Source organism: Kluyvera georgiana ATCC 51603 (assembly GCF_001654985.1).
GTDB classification, from domain to species: Bacteria; Pseudomonadota; Gammaproteobacteria; order Enterobacterales; family Enterobacteriaceae; genus Kluyvera; species Kluyvera georgiana.
The window spans coordinates 33,581-57,103 of the sequence record NZ_LXEU01000039.1; the positions used below are offsets into that span (position 1 = coordinate 33,581).

The window sequence follows — 23,523 nt, forward strand, 5'->3', positions numbered from 1 at the left end:
CCCGGCGGCATTGCGCCGCCGGGAAAGCGCTACACTTCGTAATCCCACTCTTCCTGCGGTGGCGGGATAATCTGCACTTTTTGCACCCTGTGGCTCTCAACCTGCAAGGTTTTCAGTTTCCACGGGCCAATCTGCACCTCTTCACCGGCTTTAGGAATGCGCTGCAGGTGCTCCATCAGTAGCCCGGCAATGGTGTGATACTCACGCTTTTCATCCAGCGGCAGCGGGATGTATTGCACCAGGTCTTCCAGCGGCATGTGGCCGTTTGCCGTCCAGCTACCGTCGGCATTTTTCTGGATATCATGGCGCGCATCAATCTCTTCAGCCTCGTTTGGCAGGTTTCCGGCAATGGTCTCGGTTACGTCGCTTAACGTCACAATCCCCTCGACCGAGCCAAACTCATCCACCACGAAGGCAAAGTGGGTACGTGCGTTGCGGAACTGTTCCAGCGCCGAGAGCAGCGGCAGCGCTTCCGGGAAGACCAGCGGCTGGCGGACCAACACGCGCAGATCCAACGGCTCACCACGCAGCGACTGCTGCAACAGGTCGATGACGTGCACCACGCCGAGCAGATCTTCTTCGTCATCGCCGCCGGTTACCACCAGCCGGGTATGCTGGTTTTTCTCCAGCAGCGCGCGAATTTCGCTTTCCGGCGCGCTGAGGTCGATGTGCTCAATATCGTGACGTGAGGTCATGATGCTGCTGACGGTACGCTGGTTAAGGTTGAGCACACGCTCAATCATCCGCCGCTCCTGCGGGTCGAAGATTTGCTGATCGTCCTGGTCCACCAGCAGCGAGGCGGTGCCGACGTCGAGTTCGGCATCTTCTTTTTTGCCGCTGAGCAGACGCATGACCGCCTCGGTCGTGCGGCTACGCAGCGACTGATTGGCCGTGAGGAAGCGACGTCGGTTGAAGATAGCCAGCTGGTTTAAGAACTCGATCATCACCGAGAAGCCGATCGCCGCGTACAGATAGCCTTTAGGAATGACGAGACCAAAACCTTCCGCCACCAGGCTAAAGCCAATCATCAGCAGGAAGCTCAGGCACAGGATAACGATAGTCGGGTGGCTGTTCACAAAGCGCGTCAGCGTTTTACTGGCCAGCAGCATCAGGCTGATGGCAATAATCACTGCCGCCATCATTACCGCCAGATGGTCGACCATGCCGACGGCAGTGATCACCGAGTCGAGCGAGAAGACCGCATCCAGCACCACAATCTGCGCCACCACGCCCCAGAAGCGCGCGCCGCGTCGCTGGGTCGGATTATCGCTGTCTTTCCCCTCCAGCCGCTCGTTGAGCTCCACCGTGGCTTTAAAAAGCAGGAAGAAGCCGCCGACCAGCATAATGAGGTCGCGGGCGCTGAAGGTGAAATCACGGATGCTGAATAAAGGCTTAGTGAGCGTGACCAGCCACGAAATAGAGGCCAGCAGCAGAAGGCGCATCAGCATGGCCAGAATGAGCCCAGTGACGCGCGCGCGGTCGCGCTGGGCTGGCGGCAGCTTTTCCGCCAGGATGGCGATAAACACCAGATTATCAATTCCGAGAACCAGCTCAATGACGACCAGCGTCACGAGTCCCGCCCAAATAGAGGGATCGGCAATCCATTCCATACGTTGGTTAAAACCTTATGTTACAAGACAAATTGATCATGGATAAAGCCGCGGCAAAATGCAACGTCTGCCGGTGATTTATCATGACAAAAGCTAAGGATATTGTAAAAATAGGGGATAATATTTCCATGAAATATTTGATGGTGAGAAACTAATACTGCGATCTGTCAATATAAAGAAAATCCTAAAAACACTGGATTAATTAATCTTAATATTATTCTTAAAATTATTTTTTAAGCGGCAGTTACCTTGCCTGCTATTCGCTTAACTGCAACAATTCTCCCGGTACTGAATGGAATAGCCATTTATGTGCGTCATAAAATAGTCATGCAGGGGATGTTATCCCTGTAATTATATATCCAGGAATATTCTCTATTCTTTTGATGAATAGCTGGACTTCCTATAACAACATGATTTTTAGGTGAATTGGTAGCTGAAAGCCAAGGGCGGTAGCATGCCTGAAGGCGTGACGTAAAGCCTGAATTATTCTGTCAATAGCCTGCGGATGAATCCCAACTTTTTTAGGATATATGCCAGTTATATTCATCGGCAAATAAATGCATGGTGAGTTTACAGGTAATCAAATTGTACGGATTAATATAATTCGCACAGGATAATTTTCTGCCAAAGTGATAAATAATCAATGATGAAATCCAAACTAAAATTGATGCCATTATTGGTGTCGGTAAGCTTGATGAGTGGTTGCACCATACTTCCAGGCAGCAATATGTCTACCTACGGAAAAGATGTGATTAAGCAGCAGGATGCTGATTATGACATTGGCCGGATGGTGAATGTTTATCCGCTGACCCCGCGACTGATTGAACAATTACGCCCACGTCCCAACGTCGCGCAACCGAACATGTCGCTGGATCAGGAGTTAAGCAATTACCAGTATCGCGTCGGTTCAGGCGACGTGCTGAACGTCACGGTGTGGGATCACCCGGAGTTGACCACCCCGGCGGGGCAGTACCGTAGCTCCAGCGATACCGGTAACTGGGTCCAGCCGGACGGCACCATCTTCTATCCCTATATTGGCAAAGTGCAGGTGAAAGGACGCACGCTGGCGGAAATTCGCCAGACCATTACCCAGCGTCTCGCCGCCTACATCACCGACCCGCAGGTTGACGTGAACGTTGCCGCCTTCCGTTCGCAAAAAGTGTATGTCTCCGGGCAGGTGAACAAATCCGGCCAGCAGGCCATCACCAACGTGCCGCTGACCGTGCTGGACGCGATCAACGCGGCGGGTGGCCTGAGCGAACTGGCCGACTGGCGCAACGTGGTGCTGACCCACGACGGTAAAGAGCAGCGCATTTCTGTGCAGGCGTTGATGCAGAACGGCGATCTGAGCCAGAACCGTTTGCTCTACCCGGGTGATATCCTCTTCGTGCCGCGCAACGACGATCTCAAGGTCTTCGTGATGGGTGAAGTGAAAAAACAGAGCACGCTCAAAATGGACTTCAGCGGTATGACGCTGACCGAAGCGCTCGGCCAGGCGGAAGGCATCGACCTGACGACCTCCGATGCCAGCGGTATCTTCGTGATTCGTCCAACCAAAGCGGGCAACAACGGCAAGATGGCCAACATTTATCAGCTGGATATGTCCGATGCGACCTCGCTGGTTATGGCAACCAACTTTATTCTCCAGCCGTATGACGTGGTTTACGTCACCACCGCACCGGTTGCTCGCTGGAACCGTCTGATCAACCAACTGTTGCCGACCATCAGTGGCGTTCGCTACATGACCGATTCGGCGAAAGATATTCATACCTGGTAACCGTCATGTTTAACAAAATTCTTGTGGTTTGCGTGGGGAACATCTGCCGTTCCCCCACGGCTGAGCGGCTGCTACGCAGTCATCTGCCGTCACTAACCGTCGAATCGGCGGGACTGGGGGCATTAGTTGGGAAAGCGGCGGATGAACGCGCCGCGAGCGTTGCCGCCGAGCACGCCATTTCGCTCGACGGGCACTGCGCGCGGCAAATTTCTGGCCGTATGTGCCGTGAGTACGATCTGATTCTGGCGATGGAAAAACGTCACGTCGCCACCCTGCATGAAATGGCGCCGGAGATGCGCGGCAAAGTCATGCTTTTTGGTCATTGGGATAACGAACGCGAGATTCCCGATCCGTATCGCAAAAGCCGGGAGGCGTTTGAAGCGGTGTACCAGTTACTCGACAGGTCTGCCAGCCAGTGGGCGCAGGCACTGAAAGCACAGCAGGGATAACCATGACAGATAAAGTAAAACAGATAAGCCCATCGGTCTCGGGCAATGATGAGATCGACATTGGTCGTCTGGTGGGCACCGTGGTGGAAGCCAAATGGTGGGTCATCGGCATTACCGGCCTGTTTGCCGCCCTGGCGATTGTCTATGCGCTATTCGCCACGCCGATTTACAGCGCCGATGCGCTGGTGCGTATTGAGCAAAATCAGGGCAGCGCGCTGGTGCAGGATATCAGTAATGCGCTTACCAGCAAGCCGCCGGCGTCCGAAGCGGAAATCCAGATGATCACCTCGCGCATGGTGCTTGGCAAAACCGTTGAGGATCTGGGGCTGGATATTGCCGTAAGCAAAAACACGTTCCCGATTCTGGGGGCCGGCTGGGAACGGCTGATGGGCCGCCAGAATGAGACGGTGAAGGTCAGCGCCTTTAACCGACCGGCGTCGATGGCTGAGAGCACCTTTACGCTTGATGTTATCAACCCAACGCGCTATCGACTCAGCAACGACGATGGTTTTAGCGCGGAAGGGAAGGTGGGTGAGACGCTGAATAAAGGCGGCGTTTCGCTGCTGGTCACCGGGATCGCCGCCCACGATGGCGCGAGTTTTACCGTCACCAAATATTCAACGCTGGGGATGATCAATAACCTGCAAAACAGCCTGAGCGTCACCGAGGACGGTAAAGAGTCCGGCGTGCTGACCCTCACGATGGTGGGTGAAGATAAAGATCAGATTCGCGACATCCTCAACAGTATCGCCAACAACTACGTGGCGCAGAACGTGGCGCGCAAATCGGAAGAAGCCGCGAAAAGCCTCGAGTTCCTCGAAGTACAGCTGCCGCAGGTGCGCAGCCAGTTGGACGTGGCAGAAAACAAACTGAATACCTACCGTCAGCAGCAAGACTCCGTAGACCTGCCGCTGGAAGCGAAATCGGTGCTCGATTCGATGGTGAACATCGATGCGCAGCTGAATGAACTGACGTTCCGCGAAGCGGAAATCTCCAAGCTGTATACCAAAATCCACCCGGCCTATCGCACGTTGCTGGAAAAACGCCGGGCGCTGGAAGAAGAGAAGGCGAAGCTGAGCAAACGCGTGACGGCGATGCCGAAAACCCAGCAGGAGATTGTACGCCTGACCCGCGACGTCGAGTCCGGGCAGCAGGTTTATATGCAACTGCTTAATAAACAGCAGGAACTGAAAATCACTCGGGCGAGCACCGTCGGCGATGTGCGAATTGTCGACCCGGCGATTACTCAGCCTGGGGTGGTGAAGCCGAAGAAAGCGTTGATCGTGCTGGGCAGCATTATTCTTGGCCTGATGCTGTCGATCGTCGGCGTACTGCTGCGCTCGCTGTTTAACCGCGGTATCGAAAGCCCGCAGGTGTTGGAAGAGCACGGCATCAACGTCTACGCCAGCATTCCGCTCTCCGAATGGCAAAAATCGCGCGATAGCGTGAAAAGCGTCAACGGCGTGAAGCGCTACAAGCAGAGCCAGCTGCTGGCGGTGGGTAACCCGACCGACCTGGCGATCGAAGCCATCCGCAGCCTGCGCACCAGCCTGCACTTCGCCATGATGCAAGCACCGAATAACGTGTTAATGATGACCGGGGTCAGCCCGTCTATCGGTAAAACCTTCGTCTGCGCCAACCTGGCGGCGGTGATTAGCCAGACCAATAAGCGCGTACTGATGATCGACTGCGATATGCGTAAAGGCTACTCCCACGAGCTGCTCGGTACCACCAATGATAACGGTCTGTCCGAAGTGCTGGTGGGGAAAGCGACGTTTGAAAGTAGCGCGAAACGCACCTCGGTCGCGAACTTTGACCTGATCCCACGCGGGCAGGTACCGCCAAATCCGTCGGAGCTGTTGATGGCCGAGCGTTTTAGCGAGCTGTTGAAGTGGGGCTCGGCGAACTATGACCTCGTGCTGATCGATACGCCGCCCATTCTCGCGGTCACCGATGCGGCTATCGTTGGCCGCCACGCGGGCACCACGCTGATGGTGACGCGCTATGCGGTCAATACTCTGAAAGAGGTGGAAACCAGCCTGAACCGCTTTGAGCAGAATGGCATCGCGGTGAAAGGAGTGATTCTCAACTCGATCTTCCGTCGTGCGACAGGGTACCAGGATTACGGATACTACGAGTACGAGTATCAGTCGGATTCGAAATAATAACATCCCCCTCACCCCGGCCCTCTCCCAAGGGGCGAGGGAGAACACCGAACGGTCCCCTCTCCCTTTGGGAGAGGGTTAGGGTGAGGGGAAAACCGCTCAACTGCTTATTCGGGGATATACCATGACAACAGACAACCCGTTGATCTCCATTTATATGCCGACCTGGAACCGACAACAGCTGGCGATTCGCGCCATCAAGTCGGTGCTGCGTCAGGATTATCCTCACTGGGAAATGATTATTGTCGACGACTGTTCCAGCAGCTATGAGCAGCTTCAGCAGTTCGTCATCGGGCTAAACGATAGCCGCGTACAGTACACGCGCAACGACTTTAACTCCGGCGCCTGCGCGGTGCGCAATCAAGCGATCCTGCAGGCTAAAGGGCAGTTTATTACCGGCATTGATGATGATGATGAGTGGACGCCCAACCGGCTTTCGCTGTTCCTTGAACACAAGCAGCAGCTGGTGAATCACGCCTTTCTGTATGCCAATGACTACGTCTGTGAAGGGGAAGTGTACTGGCAACCGGCCAGCCTGCCGTTATACCCGAAATCGCCGTTCTCCCGTCAGCTGTTCTATAAGCGCAACATCATTGGCAACCAGGTATTTAGCTGGGCGTGGCGTTTTAAAGAAAGTCTGTTTGATACCGAACTGAAGGCGGCGCAGGACTACGACATCTTCCTGCGTATGGTGGTGGCCTACGGCGAGCCGTGGAAAATTGAGGCCGCCACGCAAATTCTGCACGTTAATCATGGCGAAATGCAGATCACCTCATCGCCGAAAAAATTCTCCGGTTATTTCAGCTTCTACCGCAAACACAAAGAGAAGTTTGACCGCGCGAGCAAGAAGTATCAGCTGTTCACGCTCTATCAGATCCGCAATAAGCGTATGACCTGGAAGACCTTCCTGACGCTACTGTCGGTGCGTAACGGCAAACGTTGGGTGGATGGACTGCGGAGTAAATGATGCTACTGGAAGATTTACGCGCCAACAGCTGGAGCCTGCGTCCGTGCTGCATGGTCATTGCTTATCGTATTGCTCATTTTTGCTCGGTATGGCGCAAGAAAAACGTGCTGAACAATCTGTGGGCAGCGCCGGTGCTGGTGCTGTACCGCATTATCACCGAATGCTTCTTCGGCTATGAAATCCAGGCCGCAGCGACCATTGGCCGACGCTTCACCATTCATCATGGCTACGCGGTGGTCATCAACAAGAACGTGGTGGCGGGTGACGATTTCACCATTCGTCACAGCATCACTATCGGCAACCGTGGCCCGGACAGTCTGGCCTGTCCAAGAATTGGCAATGGCGTTGAGCTGGGGGCCAATGTGGTGATTATCGGCGGTATTACCATCGGTAATCACGTGACGATTGGCGCGGGCAGCGTGGTGCTGGACGACGTTCCGGACCATGCGCTGGTGGTGGGCGAAAAAGCGCGAGTGAAGGTAATTAAATGAATATTCTGCAATTTAACGTTCGTCTGGCCGAGGGCGGCGCGGCGGGCGTGGCGCTGGACCTGCATCAGCGCGCGCTACGTCAGGGCTTGTCGTCAAAATTTGTCTACGGCTATGGCAAAGGCGGTAAAAAAAGCGTGAGTCACGACCGTTATCCGCAGGTGATAAAGCAGACCGGACGGTTAACCTCGATGGCAAACCTGGCGCTGTTCCGCCTGTTTAACCGCGATGTGTTTGGCAACCTCAATAACCTGTATCGCCAGGTCACCCGTACTGACGGCCCGGTGGTACTGCATTTTCACGTTATGCACAGCTACTGGCTGAACCTCGCGGATGTGGTGAGCTTCTGCGAACGGGTGAAGGCGCATAAAAGCGATGCGACTTTTATCTGGACGCTGCACGATCACTGGAGCGTGACCGGTCGCTGTGCTTTCCTTGACGGTTGCGAAGGCTGGAAAAGCGGCTGTCAGAAGTGCCCAACGTTGAGTAACTATCCGCCGGTTAAGGTCGATCGCGCACATGCGCTGGTGGATGAAAAACGCCAGCTGTTTCGCCAGATGTTAGCGCTGGGCTGTCGCTTTATTTCGCCCAGTCAGCATGTTGCCGAGGCCTTTAACAGCCTCTACGGCGCAGGGCGCTGCCAGATTATCAATAACGGCATCGACGTGGCAACCGAAGCGATTCTCGCCGAGCTGACGCCGGTAAAACGCTTCTCCACGCGGCCTAAAATCGCCGTGGTCGCGCACGACCTGCGCTATGACGGTAAAACCAACCAGCAGCTGGTGCGCGATATTATCGCGCTGGGCGATAAGGTCGAGGTGCACACCTTCGGTAAGTTCTCGCCGTTTGAGGGCAGTAACGTGGTGAATCACGGTTTTCTGACCGATAAACGCCAGCTGATGAGCGAGCTGAACCCGCTGGACGCGCTGCTGTTCAGCTCGCGAGTGGATAACTACCCGCTGATTCTATGCGAAGCGCTGTCGATTGGCGTACCGGTCATCGCGACCCATAGCGAGGCGGCAAAAGAGGTGCTGGCAAAATCCGGCGGTCGTACCGTGGATGATGCCGAGGTGCTTACCTTAGTGCAGCAACCAAAAGCGGAGATTGCCGAGCAGATTTTTGGCACCACTCTTGAGAACTTTAGCGCGCGAAGCCGCAAGGCCTACAGCGGACAACAGATGCTGGAGGAATATGTCTCGTTCTATCAGAGTCTGTAGCTATCTGCTGCTGCCGTTAATCTACCTGCTGGTTAACGTGAAGCTGGCGCAGCTGGGGGAGAGCTTCCCCATTACCATCGTGACGTTCCTTCCGCTGCTGCTGCTGTTGTTTGTTGAACGCATTAATCTGAAAAAACTGATGATTGCCCTCGGGCTGGGCGTGGGGTTGACGTTGTTCAACTATCTGTTCGGACAATCGCTGGACCCGAGCAAATACGTCACCTCGACGATGCTGTTTGTCTATATCGTGATCATTATCGGCATGGTCTGGAGCATTCGCTTCAAAACCATTTCGCCGCATAACCACCGTAAGATCCTGCGTTTTTTCTACGTGGTGATTACCCTTGTGGTGGCGCTGGCGGCGCTGGAGATGGCGCAGATTATTCTGACCGGCGGCAGCAGTCTGATTGCGACGATTTCGAAATATCTTATTTACAGTAATAGCTATGTACTGAATTTTATAAAATTCGGCGGAAAGCGGACCACTGCGTTATATTTCGAGCCGGCATTCTTCGCTCTGGCATTAATCTCAATTTGGCTTTGCATCAAACAGTTTGGTATCAAAACCCCGAAGTCTGATGCTATGATTCTGGCAGGGATAATTCTTTCTGGGTCGTTTTCAGGGGTGATGACATTTATCCTGTTCTATCTGCTGGAGTGGGCTTTCCAGTACCTGAACAAAGAAGCGATCAAGAAAAAGTTACCGTTGGCGATTATCTCATTAGGCGCATTTTTTATCGGTCTGGTGTTTGCATTTCCCTATATTGCCGAACGTATTGGTGATTTGGGAACAGAAGGGTCGTCATCGTATTACCGCATAATTGGCCCACTGGTGATGGTCGGTTATTCATTAACCAGTATTGATGGGGTCGTGCGCTTTGGTTCTCTTTACGAATATGTTGCATCATTCGGAATATTTAACGGTGCGGATGTCGGAAAAACCATAGACAATGGTCTGTATCTGTTAATGATTTATTTTTCATGGTTCGCTGTGATATTAACGGCAGGATATTTGTACTACGTTTTCAAAATGTTCATTAACGCTTTTGGGAATAATCGTAATTTCGCCGTGCAGCTGTATCTTTTCACGCCGATATCATTATTTTTTACCGGTTCGATATTTAGTCCGGAATATGCATTTTTAATTGTTTGTCCTTTTATTCTGCGTAAAGCGCTGAATATTGCTGACAACAGATGAGGTGAAGCATGTTGTTAAGCGTAATTACCGTAGCGTTTCGTAACGTCGATGGCGTGATGAAAACCTGGCGTTCGCTGGCCCATCTGGCAAACGATCCGAGCCTCTCTTTTGAGTGGATTGTGGTGGACGGTGGCTCGAACGACGGCACCGCAGAATTTCTCGAAAAACGTAACGGGCAATACCAGTTACGCTACGTGAGCGAACCGGATGAAGGGCTGTACGATGCGATGAACAAAGGCATTCGCATGGCGCAGGGTAAGTTCGTGTTGTTCCTTAATTCCGGCGACAGCTTTCATGCGGATGTTTCGCAGTTCGTCCGCCAGCTGCGCGGCAAAAGCGACGACGCCATGTACCTTGGCGATGCGATGCTGGACTTTGGTGATGGTACCCAAATTCGCCGTAGCGCCAAGCAGGGTTGGTATATTTACCACAGCCTACCGGCAAGCCATCAGGCTATTTTCTTCCCGCTACGCGGGCTGAAAAATCATCCTTATGATGTGCAGTATCGTGTCTCTTCCGATTATGCACTGGCGGCCCGGATGTATAAGTCGGGATATGCCTTCAAGCGTATTAAAGGGCTGGTGTCGGAATTTTCAATGGGCGGCGTGTCCACTACCAATAATTTGCAGTTGTGCCAGGACGCCAAAAAAGTGCAGCGCGAAATATTGCGTATGCCGGGCCTGCTTACAGAATTGTCTTATTTATTACGTCTGCGCACAACGGGGAAAGCAAAAGCCTTATATCACAAAGCATAAGGATACCAAATGCAGGATTTATCTGGCTTTACGGTACCAAAAGGTTTCCGCGGTGCCGGGGGCATTAAAGTACAAATTTGGTGGGCGGTACAGGCCACGTTATTTGCCTGGTCTCCGCAAATACTCTATCGCTGGCGCGCATTTTTATTACGCCTGTTTGGCGCAAAAATAGGAAAAAACGTAGTGATTCGCCCGTCGGTGAAAATTACCTATCCATGGAAATTAACTATTGGCGATTATGCCTGGGTGGGTGATGACGCGGTGTTATATACCTTGGGTGAAATAACCCTGGGGGCAAACTCGGTGGTATCGCAGAAATGTTATTTGTGCACCGGTAGCCACGATTATCAGAGCGCACATTTCGATATTCACGCCGCGCCGATTGTGGTCGGTGAAAAATGCTGGCTGGCGACGGACGTTTTTGTCGCCCCCGGCGTCACGATTGGCGAGGGCACGATCGTCGGTGCCCGCAGCAGCGTATTTAAATCGCTACCGGCAAATATGATTTGCCGTGGCAATCCCGCAGTGGTTACGCGTGAGCGCGTAGAGAAAGTGACTCCCTAAACGGGACAATTTGAGGAAAATAGAATGTCAAAAGTCGCACTTATTACCGGCGTAACGGGGCAGGACGGTTCTTATCTGGCAGAACTGCTGCTGGAAAAAGGCTATGAAGTTCACGGGATTAAACGCCGTGCTTCTTCCTTTAACACCGAACGTGTCGATCACATCTATCAGGATCCGCACAGCAGCAACCCGAAGTTTCACCTGCACTACGGTGATTTGACCGACAGCTCCAACCTGACGCGCATTCTGCAGGAAGTGCAGCCGGATGAAGTGTATAACCTGGGTGCGATGAGCCACGTCGCCGTGTCGTTTGAGTCGCCGGAATACACCGCCGACGTCGATGCGATGGGCACGCTGCGCCTGCTGGAAGCCATCCGCTTCCTGGGGCTGGAGAAGAAAACGCGCTTCTATCAGGCTTCCACTTCGGAACTGTACGGCCTGGTACAGGAAATTCCGCAAAAAGAGACCACCCCGTTCTATCCGCGCTCGCCGTATGCGGTCGCCAAACTGTATGCCTACTGGATCACCGTGAACTACCGTGAATCTTACGGCATGTACGCCTGTAACGGCATTCTGTTCAACCACGAGTCTCCGCGCCGTGGCGAAACCTTCGTGACCCGCAAAATTACCCGCGCGATCGCCAACATTGCTCAGGGCCTGGAGAAGTGCCTGTACCTCGGCAACATGGATTCCCTGCGCGACTGGGGCCATGCCAAAGACTACGTGAAAATGCAGTGGATGATGCTGCAGCAGGACCATCCGGAAGATTTCGTTATCGCTACCGGCGTGCAGTATTCGGTTCGTCAGTTCGTTGAAATGGCGGCGGCGCAGCTGGGTATCAAACTGCGCTTCGAAGGTCAAGGCGTGGAAGAAAAAGGGATTGTGGTCTCGGTAACCGGTCACGATGCGCCGGGCGTGAAACCGGGCGATGTGATGGTGGCCGTGGATCCGCGCTACTTCCGTCCGGCTGAAGTTGAAACCCTGCTCGGCGACCCGACCAAAGCGCATGAAAAACTTGGCTGGAAACCGGAAACCACCCTGCAGGAGATGGTCTCTGAGATGGTCGCCAAAGACCTGGAAGCAGCGAAGAAACATTCCCTGCTGAAATCCCATGGCTATGAAGTGGCGATCGCGCTGGAGTCTTAAGTATGACCAGACAACGTATTTTTGTGGCGGGCCACCGGGGAATGGTGGGCTCGGCCATCGTCCGACAGCTTGCACAACGCGGCGACGTGGATCTGGTGGTTCGCAGCCGCGATGAACTCAACCTGCTGGATAGCCGCGAGGTGAACGACTTCTTCGCCGCTGAAAATATTGATCAGGTGTATCTGGCGGCGGCGAAGGTGGGCGGCATTGTCGCCAACAACACCTTCCCGGCGGATTTCATCTACGAGAACATGATGATCGAAAGCAACATTATTCACGCGGCGCATACGCACAACGTGAATAAGCTGCTGTTTCTCGGTTCATCGTGCATCTATCCGAAAATGGCTAACCAGCCAATGCACGAAAGCGAGCTGCTGCAGGGCACGCTGGAAGCGACGAACGAACCGTACGCGATTGCGAAAATTGCCGGTATCAAGCTGTGCGAGTCCTACAACCGCCAGCATAATCGCGACTACCGTTCGGTGATGCCGACCAACCTGTATGGGCCGAACGATAACTTCCACCCGAGCAATTCGCACGTTATTCCGGCGCTGCTGCGCCGCTTCCATGAAGCGGTACAGCAAAACGCCGCGGACGTGGTGGTGTGGGGGAGCGGCACGCCGATGCGCGAGTTCCTGCATGTGGACGATATGGCGGCAGCCAGTATCCATGTGATGGAGCTCGACCGCAGCGTCTGGCTTGAAAACACGCAGCCCATGCTGTCGCACATCAATGTCGGCACCGGCGTTGACTGCACCATTCGTGAACTGGCGCAGACGCTGGCGAAAGTGGTGGGCTTTAAAGGGCGGGTGGTGTTTGACGCCACCAAACCCGACGGCACGCCGCGCAAGCTGCTCGACGTTTCTCGCCTGCATCAGCTGGGCTGGTACCACGAAATCTCGCTGGAGGCTGGTCTTGCCAGCACCTACCAGTGGTTTCTGGAAAACCAGCACCGCTTCCGGGGGTAACGCATGTTTCTGAGCCAGGAAGCGTTTGCCACCGTCGTCCAGTCGACCCCGCTGATCTCCATCGACCTGATCGTCGAGAACGCGCAGGGCGAGTTTTTGCTGGGCAAGCGCACCAATCGTCCGGCGCAGGGATATTGGTTCGTGCCGGGCGGGCGGGTACAGAAAGATGAAACGCTGACCCAGGCGTTTGCACGCCTGACCGAGGCCGAACTGGGGCTGAGCCTGCCGATGACGGCAGGCCGCTTTTACGGCGTCTGGCAGCATTTCTATGACGACAATTTTTCCGGTACGGATTTCTCGACCCATTACATCGTGCTCGGCTTTCGCCTGCAGGTAGACGCCGACAGCCTAACGCTGCCGGACGCTCAGCATAATGATTACCGCTGGCTGACGCCGCCTGCGCTGCTGGCGTCGGACAACGTTCATGAAAATAGCCGCGCCTATTTCCGGGTCGACAAAATGGCCGAGGTGCCGGGCCTATGAAGATTCTGGTGTATGGCATCAACTATTCGCCTGAACTGACCGGCATCGGCAAATACACCGGTGAAATGGTCGAGTGGATGGCGCAGCAGGGCCACGAGGTGCGGGTGATTACCGCGCCGCCGTACTACCCGGAATGGCAGGTAGGCGCGAAATACTCCAGCTGGCGCTACCGCCGGGAAAACGGCGACGCTACCGTCTGGCGTTGCCCGCTGTACGTACCAAAGCAGCCGTCGACGCTGAAGCGGTTAATCCATCTCGGCAGCTTTGCGCTCAGCAGTTTCTTCCCGCTGATGGCCCAACGCCGCTGGAAACCGGATCGCATTATCGGCGTGGTGCCAACGCTGTTTTGTACCCCGGGGATGCGTCTGCTGGCGAAGCTTTCCGGCGCGCGGACGCTGCTGCATATTCAGGATTATGAAGTGGATGCCATGCTGGGGCTGGGCATGGCGGGCAGCGGTCGCTCCGGCAAGGTGGCAAAACTTGCCAGCGCCTTTGAGCGCAGCGGGCTGCACAACGTCGACAACGTCTCGACCATCTCGCGCTCGATGATGAACAAAGCCTGCGAGAAGGGCGTTGCGCCGGAGAAGGTGATTTTCTTCCCTAACTGGTCGGAAGTTTCGCGTTTTCGCGAGGTACCGGAAACGTTGGTGACGGCGCTGCGTCAGCGTCTTGGCCTGCCGGATGAACGCAAAATTATTCTTTACTCCGGCAATATCGGCGAGAAACAGGGGCTGGAGAGCGTGATTACTGCCGCCGAACAGCTCCGTGAACAGCCGTGGCTGTTTGCCATGGTCGGCCAGGGCGGCGGTAAAGCGCGGCTGGAGAAAATGGTCGCCGAACGCGGGCTGGATAACGTCAAGTTCCTGCCGCTTCAATCGTATGAAGATTTGCCCGCGCTGCTGGCGATTGGCGACTGCCATCTGGTGATTCAGAAGCGTGGCGCCGCCGATGCGGTGCTGCCTTCTAAGCTGACCAATATTCTGGCGGTGGGCGGCAATGCGGTGATTACCGCTGAACCGCAGACCGAGCTGGGCCAGCTGTGTCTGGACAATCCGGGCATTGCGGTGTGCGTGACGCCTGAATCGGTTCCGTCGCTGGTCGACGGGATCGAGCAGGCGCTGACGATGCCGAAGCGAAATGCGGTCGCTCGCGCCTGGGCTGAACGTTCGCTCGATAAAGAACACGTTCTCAACCAATTTATTGCTGATATTCGGGGTTAAACGATGAGTCAAACTACGCTTTTCCCGGTCGTGATGGCCGGTGGCTCGGGTAGCCGACTGTGGCCGCTGTCCCGAGTGCTGTACCCCAAACAGTTCCTGTGCCTGAAAGGGGACATGACGATGCTGCAGGCCACGGTGAACCGCCTGGACGGCGTGAAGTGCGCCAGCCCGGTGGTTATCTGTAATGAGCAGCACCGCTTTATCGTGGCGGAACAGCTGCGTCAGCTCAACAAGCTGACCGAAAACATTATTCTGGAACCGGCGGGGCGCAACACGGCGCCAGCCATTGCCCTGGCGGCGCTGGCGGCTAAACGTCGCGAACCGGACGGCGACCCGCTGATGCTGGTGCTGGCGGCTGACCACGTCATTCAGGACGAAGAGGCCTTCCGCGCGGCGGTTCGTCATGCCACGCCGTATGCTGAAAATGGCAAGCTGGTGACCTTCGGCATCGTGCCGAACGTGCCGGAAACCGGCTATGGCTATATTCGCCGGGGTGATGTCACGCCGGGAACTGACGACACGCTGGCCTTCGACGTCGCACAGTTTGTCGAAAAACCCAATCTCGATACCGCACAGGCCTATGTCGCCAGCGGTGAATACTACTGGAACAGCGGCATGTTCCTGTTCCGCGCCGGGCGCTATCTGGAAGAGCTGGGCAAATATCGCCCGGATATTCTTCGCGCCTGCGAAAAAGCGATGGATGTCACCGACCCGGATCTCGACTTTATCCGCGTCGATGAAGCGGCGTTCCTGAGCTGCCCGGACGAATCCATCGATTATGCGGTAATGGAACAGACCGCGGATGCGGTAGTGGTGCCGATGGATGCGGGCTGGAGCGACGTCGGCTCCTGGTCATCGCTGTGGGAGATCAGCAGCCACACGCCGGAAGGCAACGTGCACCATGGCGATGTGATCAGCCATAAAACCGAAAACAGCTATGTCTATGCTGAGTCTGGCCTGGTGACGACCGTCGGGGTAAAGGACCTGGTGGTGGTGCAAACCAAAGACGCGGTGCTTATCGCCGATCGCAACGCGGTGCAGGACGTGAAAAAGGTGGTCGAGAAGATTAAAGCCGATGGCCGCCACGAACACCATATTCACCGGGAAGTCTATCGCCCGTGGGGCAAATATGACTCGATTGATTCCGGCGATCGCTATCAGGTCAAGCGCATCACCGTGAAGCCGGGTGAGGGGCTGTCGCTGCAGATGCATCACCACCGTGCGGAACACTGGATTGTGGTGGCGGGCACCGCCAAAGTGACCCTCAACGACCAAATCACGCTGCTGGGGGAAAATGAGTCTATCTACATTCCTCTCGGCGTCACGCATTGTCTGGAAAACCCGGGGAAAATCCCGCTCGACCTGATTGAGGTGCGATCTGGCGCCTATCTGGAAGAGGACGACGTGGTGCGCTTCCAGGATCGTTACGGGCGCGTGTAGCGCGCGTATTGCGCCCGGTGGCGCTGCGCTTACCGGGCCTACAAAACCCAAACCGTAGGCCGGATAAGCGAAGCGCCATCCGGCAACTCACGACACTGAAATTGATGACCCTCACCGGTCAGGGCCAACTGTTGCCTGAAGAAAGGTAAAAACATGACGAAATTAACCTGTTTTAAAGCCTACGACATTCGCGGCAAGCTCGGCGAAGAGCTGAATGAAGACATCGCGTGGCGCATTGGCCGCGCCTACGGCGAATACCTGAAGCCGAAAACTATCGTGGTGGGCGGCGACGTGCGCTTAACCAGCGAGGCGCTGAAGCTGGCGTTGGCCAATGGCCTGCGCGACGCGGGCGTTGACGTGCTGGATATCGGGCTTTCCGGCACCGAAGAGATTTACTTCGCTACTTTCCATCTCGGCGTTGATGGCGGTATTGAAGTGACCGCCAGCCATAATCCGATGGACTACAACGGCATGAAGCTGGTGCGTGAAGGCGCGCGCCCGATCAGCGGCGATACCGGCCTGCGCGACGTACAGCGCCTGGCAGAAGCCAATGACTTCCCGCCGGTCAACGATGCCGCACGCGGTAGCTACCAGAAAATCAACCTGCGCGACGCCTACATCGATCACCTGCTGGGCTACATCAACGTGCAAAACCTGACCCCGCTGAAGCTGGTGGTGAACTCCGGTAACGGCGCGGCTGGCCCGGTGATTGATGCGCTGGAAGCCCGCTTCAAGGCGCTGAACGTGCCGGTAAGTCTGATTAAAGTGCACAACACGCCGGACGGCACCTTCCCGCACGGCATTCCTAACCCATTGCTGCCGGAGTGCCGCGCGGACACCCGCGATGCGGTCATCAAATACGGTGCCGATATGGGTATTGCTTTTGACGGCGACTTCGACCGTTGCTTCCTGTTTGACGAGAAAGGGCAGTTTATCGAGGGCTACTACATCGTCGGCCTGCTGGCCGAAGCGTTCCTCGAGAAAAACCCCGGCGCGCGGATTATTCACGACCCGCGTCTGTCGTGGAACACCGTGGACGTGGTGACCGCGGCGGGCGGCACGCCGGTAATGTCGAAAACCGGTCATGCGTTTATTAAAGAGCGCATGCGTCAGGACGACGCGGTCTACGGCGGTGAAATGAGCGCCCACCACTATTTCCGCGATTTTGCCTACTGCGACAGCGGCATGATCCCATGGCTGCTGGTGAGCGAACTGCTGTGTCTGAAGGGTAAAACGCTGGGTGAGCTGGTGCATGACCGCATGGCGGCGTTCCCGGCGAGTGGGGAAATCAACAGTCAGCTGGCGGCGCCGTCAGAAGCGATTGCCCGCGTGGAGGCGCACTTTGCCGGCAGCGCGCTGGAGATTGACCGTACCGACGGCATCAGCCTGGCATTTGCCGACTGGCGCTTCAACCTGCGCTCTTCCAATACCGAACCGGTGGTGCGCTTAAACGTGGAGTCTCGCGGGAATACGCCGCTGATGCAGGCGCGAACGCAGGACATTCTGGCGCTGCTTAATCAGTAATCATTGCCCCTCACCCTAACCCTCTCTTCAGAGAGGAGCGGGAACCGAACGTGCAGGCTGCGGATGGCTTTTTCTCCCTCGCCCCTTTGGGGAGAGGGCCGGGGTGAGGGGACACGACGAATAGGACCAACGATGACGACTCTAAAAAAGCGCGAACGAGCTAAAACGAATGCATCGTTAATCTCCATGGTGCAGCGTTTTTCCGACATCACCATCATGCTGGGGGGATTGTGGCTGGTGTGTCAGGCGGTTGCGTTGCCGTTTTTATATCTCCATCTGTTGATGGCGCTGGTGACGCTGGTCGTTTTCCAGATGATTGGCGGGATTACCGATTTCTACCGCTCCTGGCGCGGCGTGCGTATCACCACCGAATTGCTGCTGTTATTGCAGAACTGGACGCTGAGCCTGGTGTTTGCGGCGGGGCTGCTGGCGTTTAACGATGATTTTAATACCAACTTTGCCATGTGGCTGGCGTGGTACCTGCTCAGCACCATCGGCATGCTGGCGAGCCGCGCGTTTATTCGCTATGGCGCTGGTGTGCTGCGCCATCGCGGCTATAACACCCGTTATGTGGCGGTAGCAGGAGATATGCCGGAAGGGCAGGCGCTGCTCGAGAGCTTCCGTAACCAGCCGTGGCTGGGTTATGAGGTAGTCGGTAGCTATTACGATGCCAAACCGGGCGGCGTTAACCCCGACTGGATGGGCAACCTTGAACAACTGCTCGACGATGCGCGCAGCGGCAAAATCCACAACGTCTATATCTCAATGGCGATGCAGGAAGAGAGCCAGATTAAAGAGGTGGTCCGTTCTCTTGCCGACACCACCTGCTCGGTGCTGCTGATCCCGGATGTTTTCACCTTCAACATCCTGCACTCACGGGTGGAAGTGGTGAACGGTATTCCGCTGGTGCCGCTGTACGACACGCCGCTCTCCGGGGTTAACCGCATTATCAAACGGCTGGAGGATATCGTCCTGGCGCTGGGCATTCTGCTGTTGATTTCGCCGGCGCTGTGCTGCATCGCACTGGCGGTGAAGCTGAGTTCGCCGGGCCCCATCATCTTCCGCCAGACCCGCTACGGCATGGACGGTAAGCCGATCAAAGTGTGGAAATTCCGCTCGATGAAGGTCATGGAGAACGACAAGGTGGTGAAACAGGCGACGCAGAACGACCCGCGTGTGACCCGCGTCGGCAACTTCCTGCGCCGCACCTCGCTGGATGAACTGCCGCAGTTTATCAACGTGCTCACCGGCGGCATGTCTATCGTCGGCCCGCGTCCGCACGCGGTGGCGCACAACGAGCAGTACCGTCAATTGATTGAAGGCTACATGCTGCGCCACAAAGTGAAGCCAGGCATTACTGGCTGGGCGCAGATCAACGGCTGGCGCGGTGAAACCGACACCCTCGAAAAAATGGAAAAACGGGTGGAGTTCGATCTCGAATACATCCGCGAATGGAGCCTGTGGCTCGATATCAAAATCGTCTTCCTGACGGTGTTTAAAGGCTTTGTCAACAAAGCAGCCTACTGAGGAAGTGACATGGGCCTGAGAGAAAAAACCATCAATGGCGCGAAATGGTCGGCGATGGCGACGGTGGTGATTATTGGCCTGGGGCTGGCGCAGATGACCGTGTTGGCACGGCTGTTTGACGGCCATCAGTTTGGTCTGCTCACCGTATCGCTGGTGATTATCGCGCTGGCGGACACGCTGTCGGATTTTGGCATCGCCAACTCGATTATTCAGCGTAAAGCCATCAGCCAGATTGAGCTGACCACGCTCTATTGGCTGAATGTCGGCCTGGGGATTGCGGTGTTTGCTGCGGTGTATCTGCTCAGCGATACCATCGCGCGATTGCTGCACAACCCGGATCTCGCGCCGTTGATCAAAACGCTGTCGCTGGCCTTTGTGGTGATTCCCCACGGCCAGCAGTTCCGCGCGCTGATGCAAAAGGAGCTGGAGTTTAACAAGATTGGCTCCATTGAAACGGCAGCGGTGCTGTCGGGCTTTACCTTTACCGTGATCAGCGCCTGCTTCTGGCCGCTGGCCATGACGGCGATTCTGGGCTATTTGGTCAACAGCGCCGTGCGTACGCTGCTGTTTGGCTATTTTGGCCGCAAAATTTACCGTCCCGGCCTGCATTTTTCACTGACCACGGTCATGCCGAACCTGCGTTTTGGCGCGTGGCTGACGGCGGACAGCATCGTCAACTATATCAACACCAACCTGTCGACGCTGACGCTGGCGCGTATCCTCGGTGCCAGCGTGGCCGGGGGCTATAACCTCGCCTACAACGTGGCGGTGGTGCCGCCGATGAAGCTCAACCCCATTATCACCCGCGTGCTGTTCCCGGCGTTTGCCAAGATTCAGGACGACACCGACAAGCTGCGAGTCAACTTTTACAAGCTGCTGTCGGTGGTGGGGATCATCAATTTCCCGGCGCTGCTCGGGCTGATGGTGGTCAGCAATAACTTCGTGCCGCTGGTGTTTGGCGATAAATGGCTGCACATCGTGCCAATCCTCCAGTTGCTGTGCGTGGTGGGGCTGCTGCGCTCGGTAGGCAACCCGATTGGTTCGCTGCTGATGGCGAAAGCACGGGTGGACATCAGCTTTAAATTCAACGTCTTTAAGACCTTCCTGTTTATTCCTGCGGTGATTATCGGCGGGCAGCTCGGCGGCGCGATTGGCGTCACGCTGGGCTTCCTGCTGGTGCAAATCATCAACACCATCCTCAGCTATTTCGTGATGATTAAACCGGTGCTGGGGCCGGGCTACCGCGATTACCTGCTGAGCCTGTGGCTGCCGTTTCGTCTCTCCCTGCCGACGCTGATTGCAAGCTACGCGGTGGGGCGACTGCTGGAAGGCAGCGTTGCGCTCTCCGCGCTGCTGGCGATGCAGGTGCTGGCGGGCGTGCTCAGCTTTGCGCTGGTGATCATGCTGTCACGCAACAGCCTGTTGCTTGAACTAAAAAAACCGCTCTGTCGGAGCGGAAAACTGAAAACGTTATTACGCGTTCCTGATTGATTTGCTTGAAACCCCTTTGATGAGGCCATGATGAAATTACTAATTTTGGGAAACCACACCTGCGGCAACCGCGGCGACAGCGCCATTATGCGCGGCCTGCTCGATGCGATTCTTCGCCAGCAGCCGGACGTTGAGATGGACGTGATGAGCCGTTTCCCGATCAGTTCCTCCTGGTTGCAGGGGCGTGAAATTATTGCCGATCCGCTGTATCAGCTGAGCCAGAAACAGCAGGCGGCGGCAGGCGTGAGCGGGCGCGTGAAGAAGGTGCTGCGCCGTCGCTTCCAGCACAAGATCCTGCTGGCTAAGGTCACCGGTGAAGGCAAGCTGCGCAACTTTGTGATTGCGCCGGAGTTTCACGAGTTTGTGCGCTTCCTCGGCAACTATGACGCGATTATTCAGGTTGGTGGGTCGAACTATGTCGATCTCTATGGCCTGACCCACTTTGAATATCCGCTTTGCGCCTTTATGGCTAACAAGCCTATCTACATGATTGGCCACAGCGTCGGCCCGTTCCAGAACCCGGACTTCAACGAGCTGGCGAACTATGTCTTTGGCCGCACCAACGCATTGATTTTGCGTGAGACGGTAAGCCGTGAACTGATGGCGAAAGCGCAAATTGATACCCGCAAAGTGGAGCAGGGCGTGGACACCGCCTGGCTGGTAGAGCATCGCAACGAGAGTTTCGAACCGAGTTACGCGGTGCAGCACTGGCTGAACCTGACTGCACAGCGTAAAACCGTGGCGATCACCCTGCGCGAGCTGGAGCCGTTTGATAAACGTCTGGGCACCACCCAGCAGGCGTATGAAAAAGCGTTTGCCGAAGTGGTGAACCGCATGATTGATGACGGTTATCAGGTACTGGCGCTTTCTACCTGCACCAGTATCGACCGCTACAACCGCGATGATCGTATGGTCGCGCTGCGGATGGCGCAGTACGTTAAAAACCGCGAGCACTTCCACATCGCCATGGACGAACTTAATGACGTGGAGATTGGCAAAATTCTCGCCTCCTGCGAGCTGACCATCGGCACACGTCTGCATTCGGCAATTATCTCGATGAACTTCGGCACTCCGGCGATTGCCATTAACTACGAGCACAAATCAGCGGGCATCATGCAGCAGTTGGGTATGCCGGAAATGGCTATCGACATTCGTCACCTGCTGGACGGCTCGATGCAGGGCGTGGTGGGCGATATTCTCAACCAGCTCCCGGCGCTGGGTGAGAAAGTGGCCGCGGCGGTTGAGGGCGAACGGCAGAAGGGCTTCACCATGATTGAGTCGGTGCTGAACCGCATTCGGGAGGGCCGATGAAAGTCAGCTTCTTCCTGCTGAAATTTCCTTTATCGTCTGAGACGTTTGTCTTAAACCAGATCGTGGCGTTTATCGAGATGGGTTATGAGGTGGAGATTGTCGCCCTGCAAAAGGGCGACCTGACCAACACTCATGCTGCGTATACGCAATATCAACTGGCGGACAAAGTTCGCTGGTTACAGGATGAGCCGGCAACCGCGCTGGAGAAGCTGCGCTACCGGGCATTCAGTACCCTGCGCGGTTTACACCGTCCCGCCGTCTGGCGGGCCTTGAACGCGCGGCGTTACGGTCAGGAGGCGCGTAACCTGATCCTATCCTCCATTTGTAGCCGTACGCCTGCGCCGATTATCGCCGACGTTTATATCGCCCACTTTGGCCCGGCGGGAGTGACCGCCGCCAAGCTCCGCGAGCTGGGCGTGATTGACGGTAAGATTGCCACCGTTTTTCACGGCATCGATATTTCAAGCCGCGAGGTGTTGAACCACTATACCGGCGAATACCAGCAGCTGTTTCGCCGCGGCGACATGATGTTGCCCATCAGCCAGCTGTGGGCTGACCGACTGCAGGCTATGGGCTGCCCGACGGATAAAATCACCGTTTCCAGGATGGGCGTGAACATGGACCGCTTCTCGCTGCGTCCGCTAAAAGCGCCTGACGGCTGTTTGCAGATCCTCTCCGTTGCGCGTCTGACTGAGAAAAAAGGGTTACACGTGGCGATTGAAGCCTGCCGCCAGTTGAAAGAGCGCGGCGTGAACTTTCGCTATCGCATCCTTGGTATCGGGCCGTGGGAACGCCGCCTGCGCACCCTGATTGAACAGTATCAGCTGGAAGATTGCGTCGAAATGCCGGGCTTCAAGCCTAGCCATGAAGTGAAAGCGCTGCTTGATGAAGCCGACGTTTTCCTTCTGCCCTCGGTGACCGGTGCCGACGGTGATATGGAAGGCATTCCGGTCGCGCTCATGGAGGCGATGGCGGTGGGGATACCGGTGCTATCGACGATACACAGCGGCATACCGGAACTGATTGATTCCGGCCATACCGGCTGGCTGGTGGACGAATACGACGCCACGGCGCTGGCGGACAAGCTGCAATCGCTGGGGCGTATGGATGCGCGCAGCCTGCAGCCGGTGCTGACGCGCGCACGTGAGAAAGTCGAAACCGATTTTAACCAGCAGGTGATTAACCGGCAGCTTGCCAGCCTGCTGCAGACGCTTTGCTAAGGA

20 protein-coding genes are annotated in these 23,523 nt (G+C 55.8%); 19 read left to right on the top strand and 1 reads right to left on the bottom strand.

The window, feature by feature from the left end; translation table 11 throughout:
- Positions 1-29 precede the first annotated feature (29 nt).
- On the bottom strand, positions 30-1,610 hold the full coding sequence (locus M989_RS08510; RefSeq protein ID WP_064544298.1) for a TerC family protein: 1,581 nt from the start codon (positions 1,608-1,610) through the stop codon (positions 30-32).
- A gap of 643 nt (positions 1,611-2,253) precedes the next feature.
- Between M989_RS08510 and M989_RS08515 the strand changes: the two genes are divergently transcribed.
- From M989_RS08515 to wcaL, 19 genes are all read left to right on the top strand, one after another.
- Positions 2,254-3,387, top strand: a complete 1,134-nt coding sequence (locus M989_RS08515) for a polysaccharide export protein (protein WP_064544301.1) — start codon at positions 2,254-2,256, stop codon at positions 3,385-3,387.
- Between the two features lie 5 nt (positions 3,388-3,392).
- Positions 3,393-3,836, top strand: a complete 444-nt coding sequence (wzb, locus tag M989_RS08520) for a low molecular weight protein-tyrosine-phosphatase Wzb (RefSeq protein ID WP_064544304.1) — start codon at positions 3,393-3,395, stop codon at positions 3,834-3,836.
- A 2-nt stretch (positions 3,837-3,838) separates the two neighbouring features.
- Positions 3,839-6,001 carry a tyrosine-protein kinase Wzc gene (wzc, locus tag M989_RS08525; RefSeq protein ID WP_064544307.1) on the top strand — a complete coding sequence of 721 codons (2,163 nt, stop codon included), beginning with the start codon at positions 3,839-3,841 and terminating at the stop codon, positions 5,999-6,001.
- Positions 6,002-6,125: 124 nt separating this feature from the next.
- Positions 6,126-6,968 (top strand): colanic acid biosynthesis glycosyltransferase WcaA, encoded by an 843-nt coding sequence (wcaA, locus tag M989_RS08530; protein WP_064544310.1) that lies wholly within the window; start codon positions 6,126-6,128, stop codon positions 6,966-6,968.
- The gene (wcaB, locus tag M989_RS08535; protein WP_064544313.1) at positions 6,968-7,459 is read left to right on the top strand and encodes a colanic acid biosynthesis acetyltransferase WcaB; all 492 of its coding nucleotides are present in this window, start codon (positions 6,968-6,970) and stop codon (positions 7,457-7,459) included. The genes wcaA and wcaB overlap by 1 nt, the downstream gene beginning before the upstream one ends.
- On the top strand, positions 7,456-8,673 hold the full coding sequence (gene wcaC, locus M989_RS08540; protein ID WP_064544315.1) for a colanic acid biosynthesis glycosyltransferase WcaC: 1,218 nt from the start codon (positions 7,456-7,458) through the stop codon (positions 8,671-8,673). The genes wcaB and wcaC overlap by 4 nt, the downstream gene beginning before the upstream one ends.
- Complete coding sequence (gene wcaD / locus M989_RS08545) at positions 8,648-9,871, top strand: colanic acid polymerase WcaD (protein WP_064544318.1); 1,224 nt, start codon at positions 8,648-8,650, stop codon at positions 9,869-9,871. Before wcaC ends, wcaD begins: the two co-directional genes overlap by 26 nt.
- Before the next feature lie 8 nt (positions 9,872-9,879).
- Entirely contained in the window at positions 9,880-10,626 is a 747-nt protein-coding gene (wcaE, locus tag M989_RS08550) for a colanic acid biosynthesis glycosyltransferase WcaE (RefSeq protein WP_064544320.1), read from the top strand.
- A gap of 9 nt (positions 10,627-10,635) precedes the next feature.
- Positions 10,636-11,190: a colanic acid biosynthesis acetyltransferase WcaF gene (gene wcaF, locus M989_RS08555; protein ID WP_064544322.1), complete on the top strand. Its 555-nt coding sequence runs from the start codon at positions 10,636-10,638 to the stop codon at positions 11,188-11,190.
- A 24-nt stretch (positions 11,191-11,214) separates the two neighbouring features.
- Positions 11,215-12,336 carry a GDP-mannose 4,6-dehydratase gene (gmd, locus tag M989_RS08560; protein ID WP_064544324.1) on the top strand — a complete coding sequence of 374 codons (1,122 nt, stop codon included), beginning with the start codon at positions 11,215-11,217 and terminating at the stop codon, positions 12,334-12,336.
- Positions 12,337-12,338: 2 nt separating this feature from the next.
- Positions 12,339-13,304, top strand: a complete 966-nt coding sequence (fcl, locus tag M989_RS08565) for a GDP-L-fucose synthase (protein WP_064544326.1) — start codon at positions 12,339-12,341, stop codon at positions 13,302-13,304.
- A 3-nt stretch (positions 13,305-13,307) separates the two neighbouring features.
- On the top strand, positions 13,308-13,787 hold the full coding sequence (locus M989_RS08570) for a GDP-mannose mannosyl hydrolase (RefSeq protein WP_064544331.1): 480 nt from the start codon (positions 13,308-13,310) through the stop codon (positions 13,785-13,787).
- Positions 13,784-15,007: a colanic acid biosynthesis fucosyltransferase WcaI gene (gene wcaI, locus M989_RS08575; RefSeq protein ID WP_064544333.1), complete on the top strand. Its 1,224-nt coding sequence runs from the start codon at positions 13,784-13,786 to the stop codon at positions 15,005-15,007. The genes M989_RS08570 and wcaI overlap by 4 nt, the downstream gene beginning before the upstream one ends.
- A gap of 3 nt (positions 15,008-15,010) precedes the next feature.
- Positions 15,011-16,447 carry a mannose-1-phosphate guanyltransferase gene (gene cpsB / locus M989_RS08580; protein WP_064544335.1) on the top strand — a complete coding sequence of 479 codons (1,437 nt, stop codon included), beginning with the start codon at positions 15,011-15,013 and terminating at the stop codon, positions 16,445-16,447.
- Positions 16,448-16,600: 153 nt separating this feature from the next.
- Positions 16,601-17,971 carry a colanic acid biosynthesis phosphomannomutase CpsG gene (gene cpsG, locus M989_RS08585; protein WP_064544338.1) on the top strand — a complete coding sequence of 457 codons (1,371 nt, stop codon included), beginning with the start codon at positions 16,601-16,603 and terminating at the stop codon, positions 17,969-17,971.
- 132 nt (positions 17,972-18,103) lie between these two features.
- Positions 18,104-19,498: an undecaprenyl-phosphate glucose phosphotransferase gene (gene wcaJ, locus M989_RS08590; RefSeq protein WP_064544340.1), complete on the top strand. Its 1,395-nt coding sequence runs from the start codon at positions 18,104-18,106 to the stop codon at positions 19,496-19,498.
- Positions 19,499-19,507: 9 nt separating this feature from the next.
- Positions 19,508-20,989 (top strand): MOP flippase family protein, encoded by a 1,482-nt coding sequence (locus M989_RS08595; protein WP_064544342.1) that lies wholly within the window; start codon positions 19,508-19,510, stop codon positions 20,987-20,989.
- Positions 20,990-21,019: 30 nt separating this feature from the next.
- On the top strand, positions 21,020-22,300 hold the full coding sequence (wcaK, locus tag M989_RS08600) for a colanic acid biosynthesis pyruvyl transferase WcaK (RefSeq protein ID WP_064544344.1): 1,281 nt from the start codon (positions 21,020-21,022) through the stop codon (positions 22,298-22,300).
- Positions 22,297-23,520: a colanic acid biosynthesis glycosyltransferase WcaL gene (gene wcaL, locus M989_RS08605; RefSeq protein ID WP_064544346.1), complete on the top strand. Its 1,224-nt coding sequence runs from the start codon at positions 22,297-22,299 to the stop codon at positions 23,518-23,520. Before wcaK ends, wcaL begins: the two co-directional genes overlap by 4 nt.
- Positions 23,521-23,523: the final 3 nt, after the last annotated feature.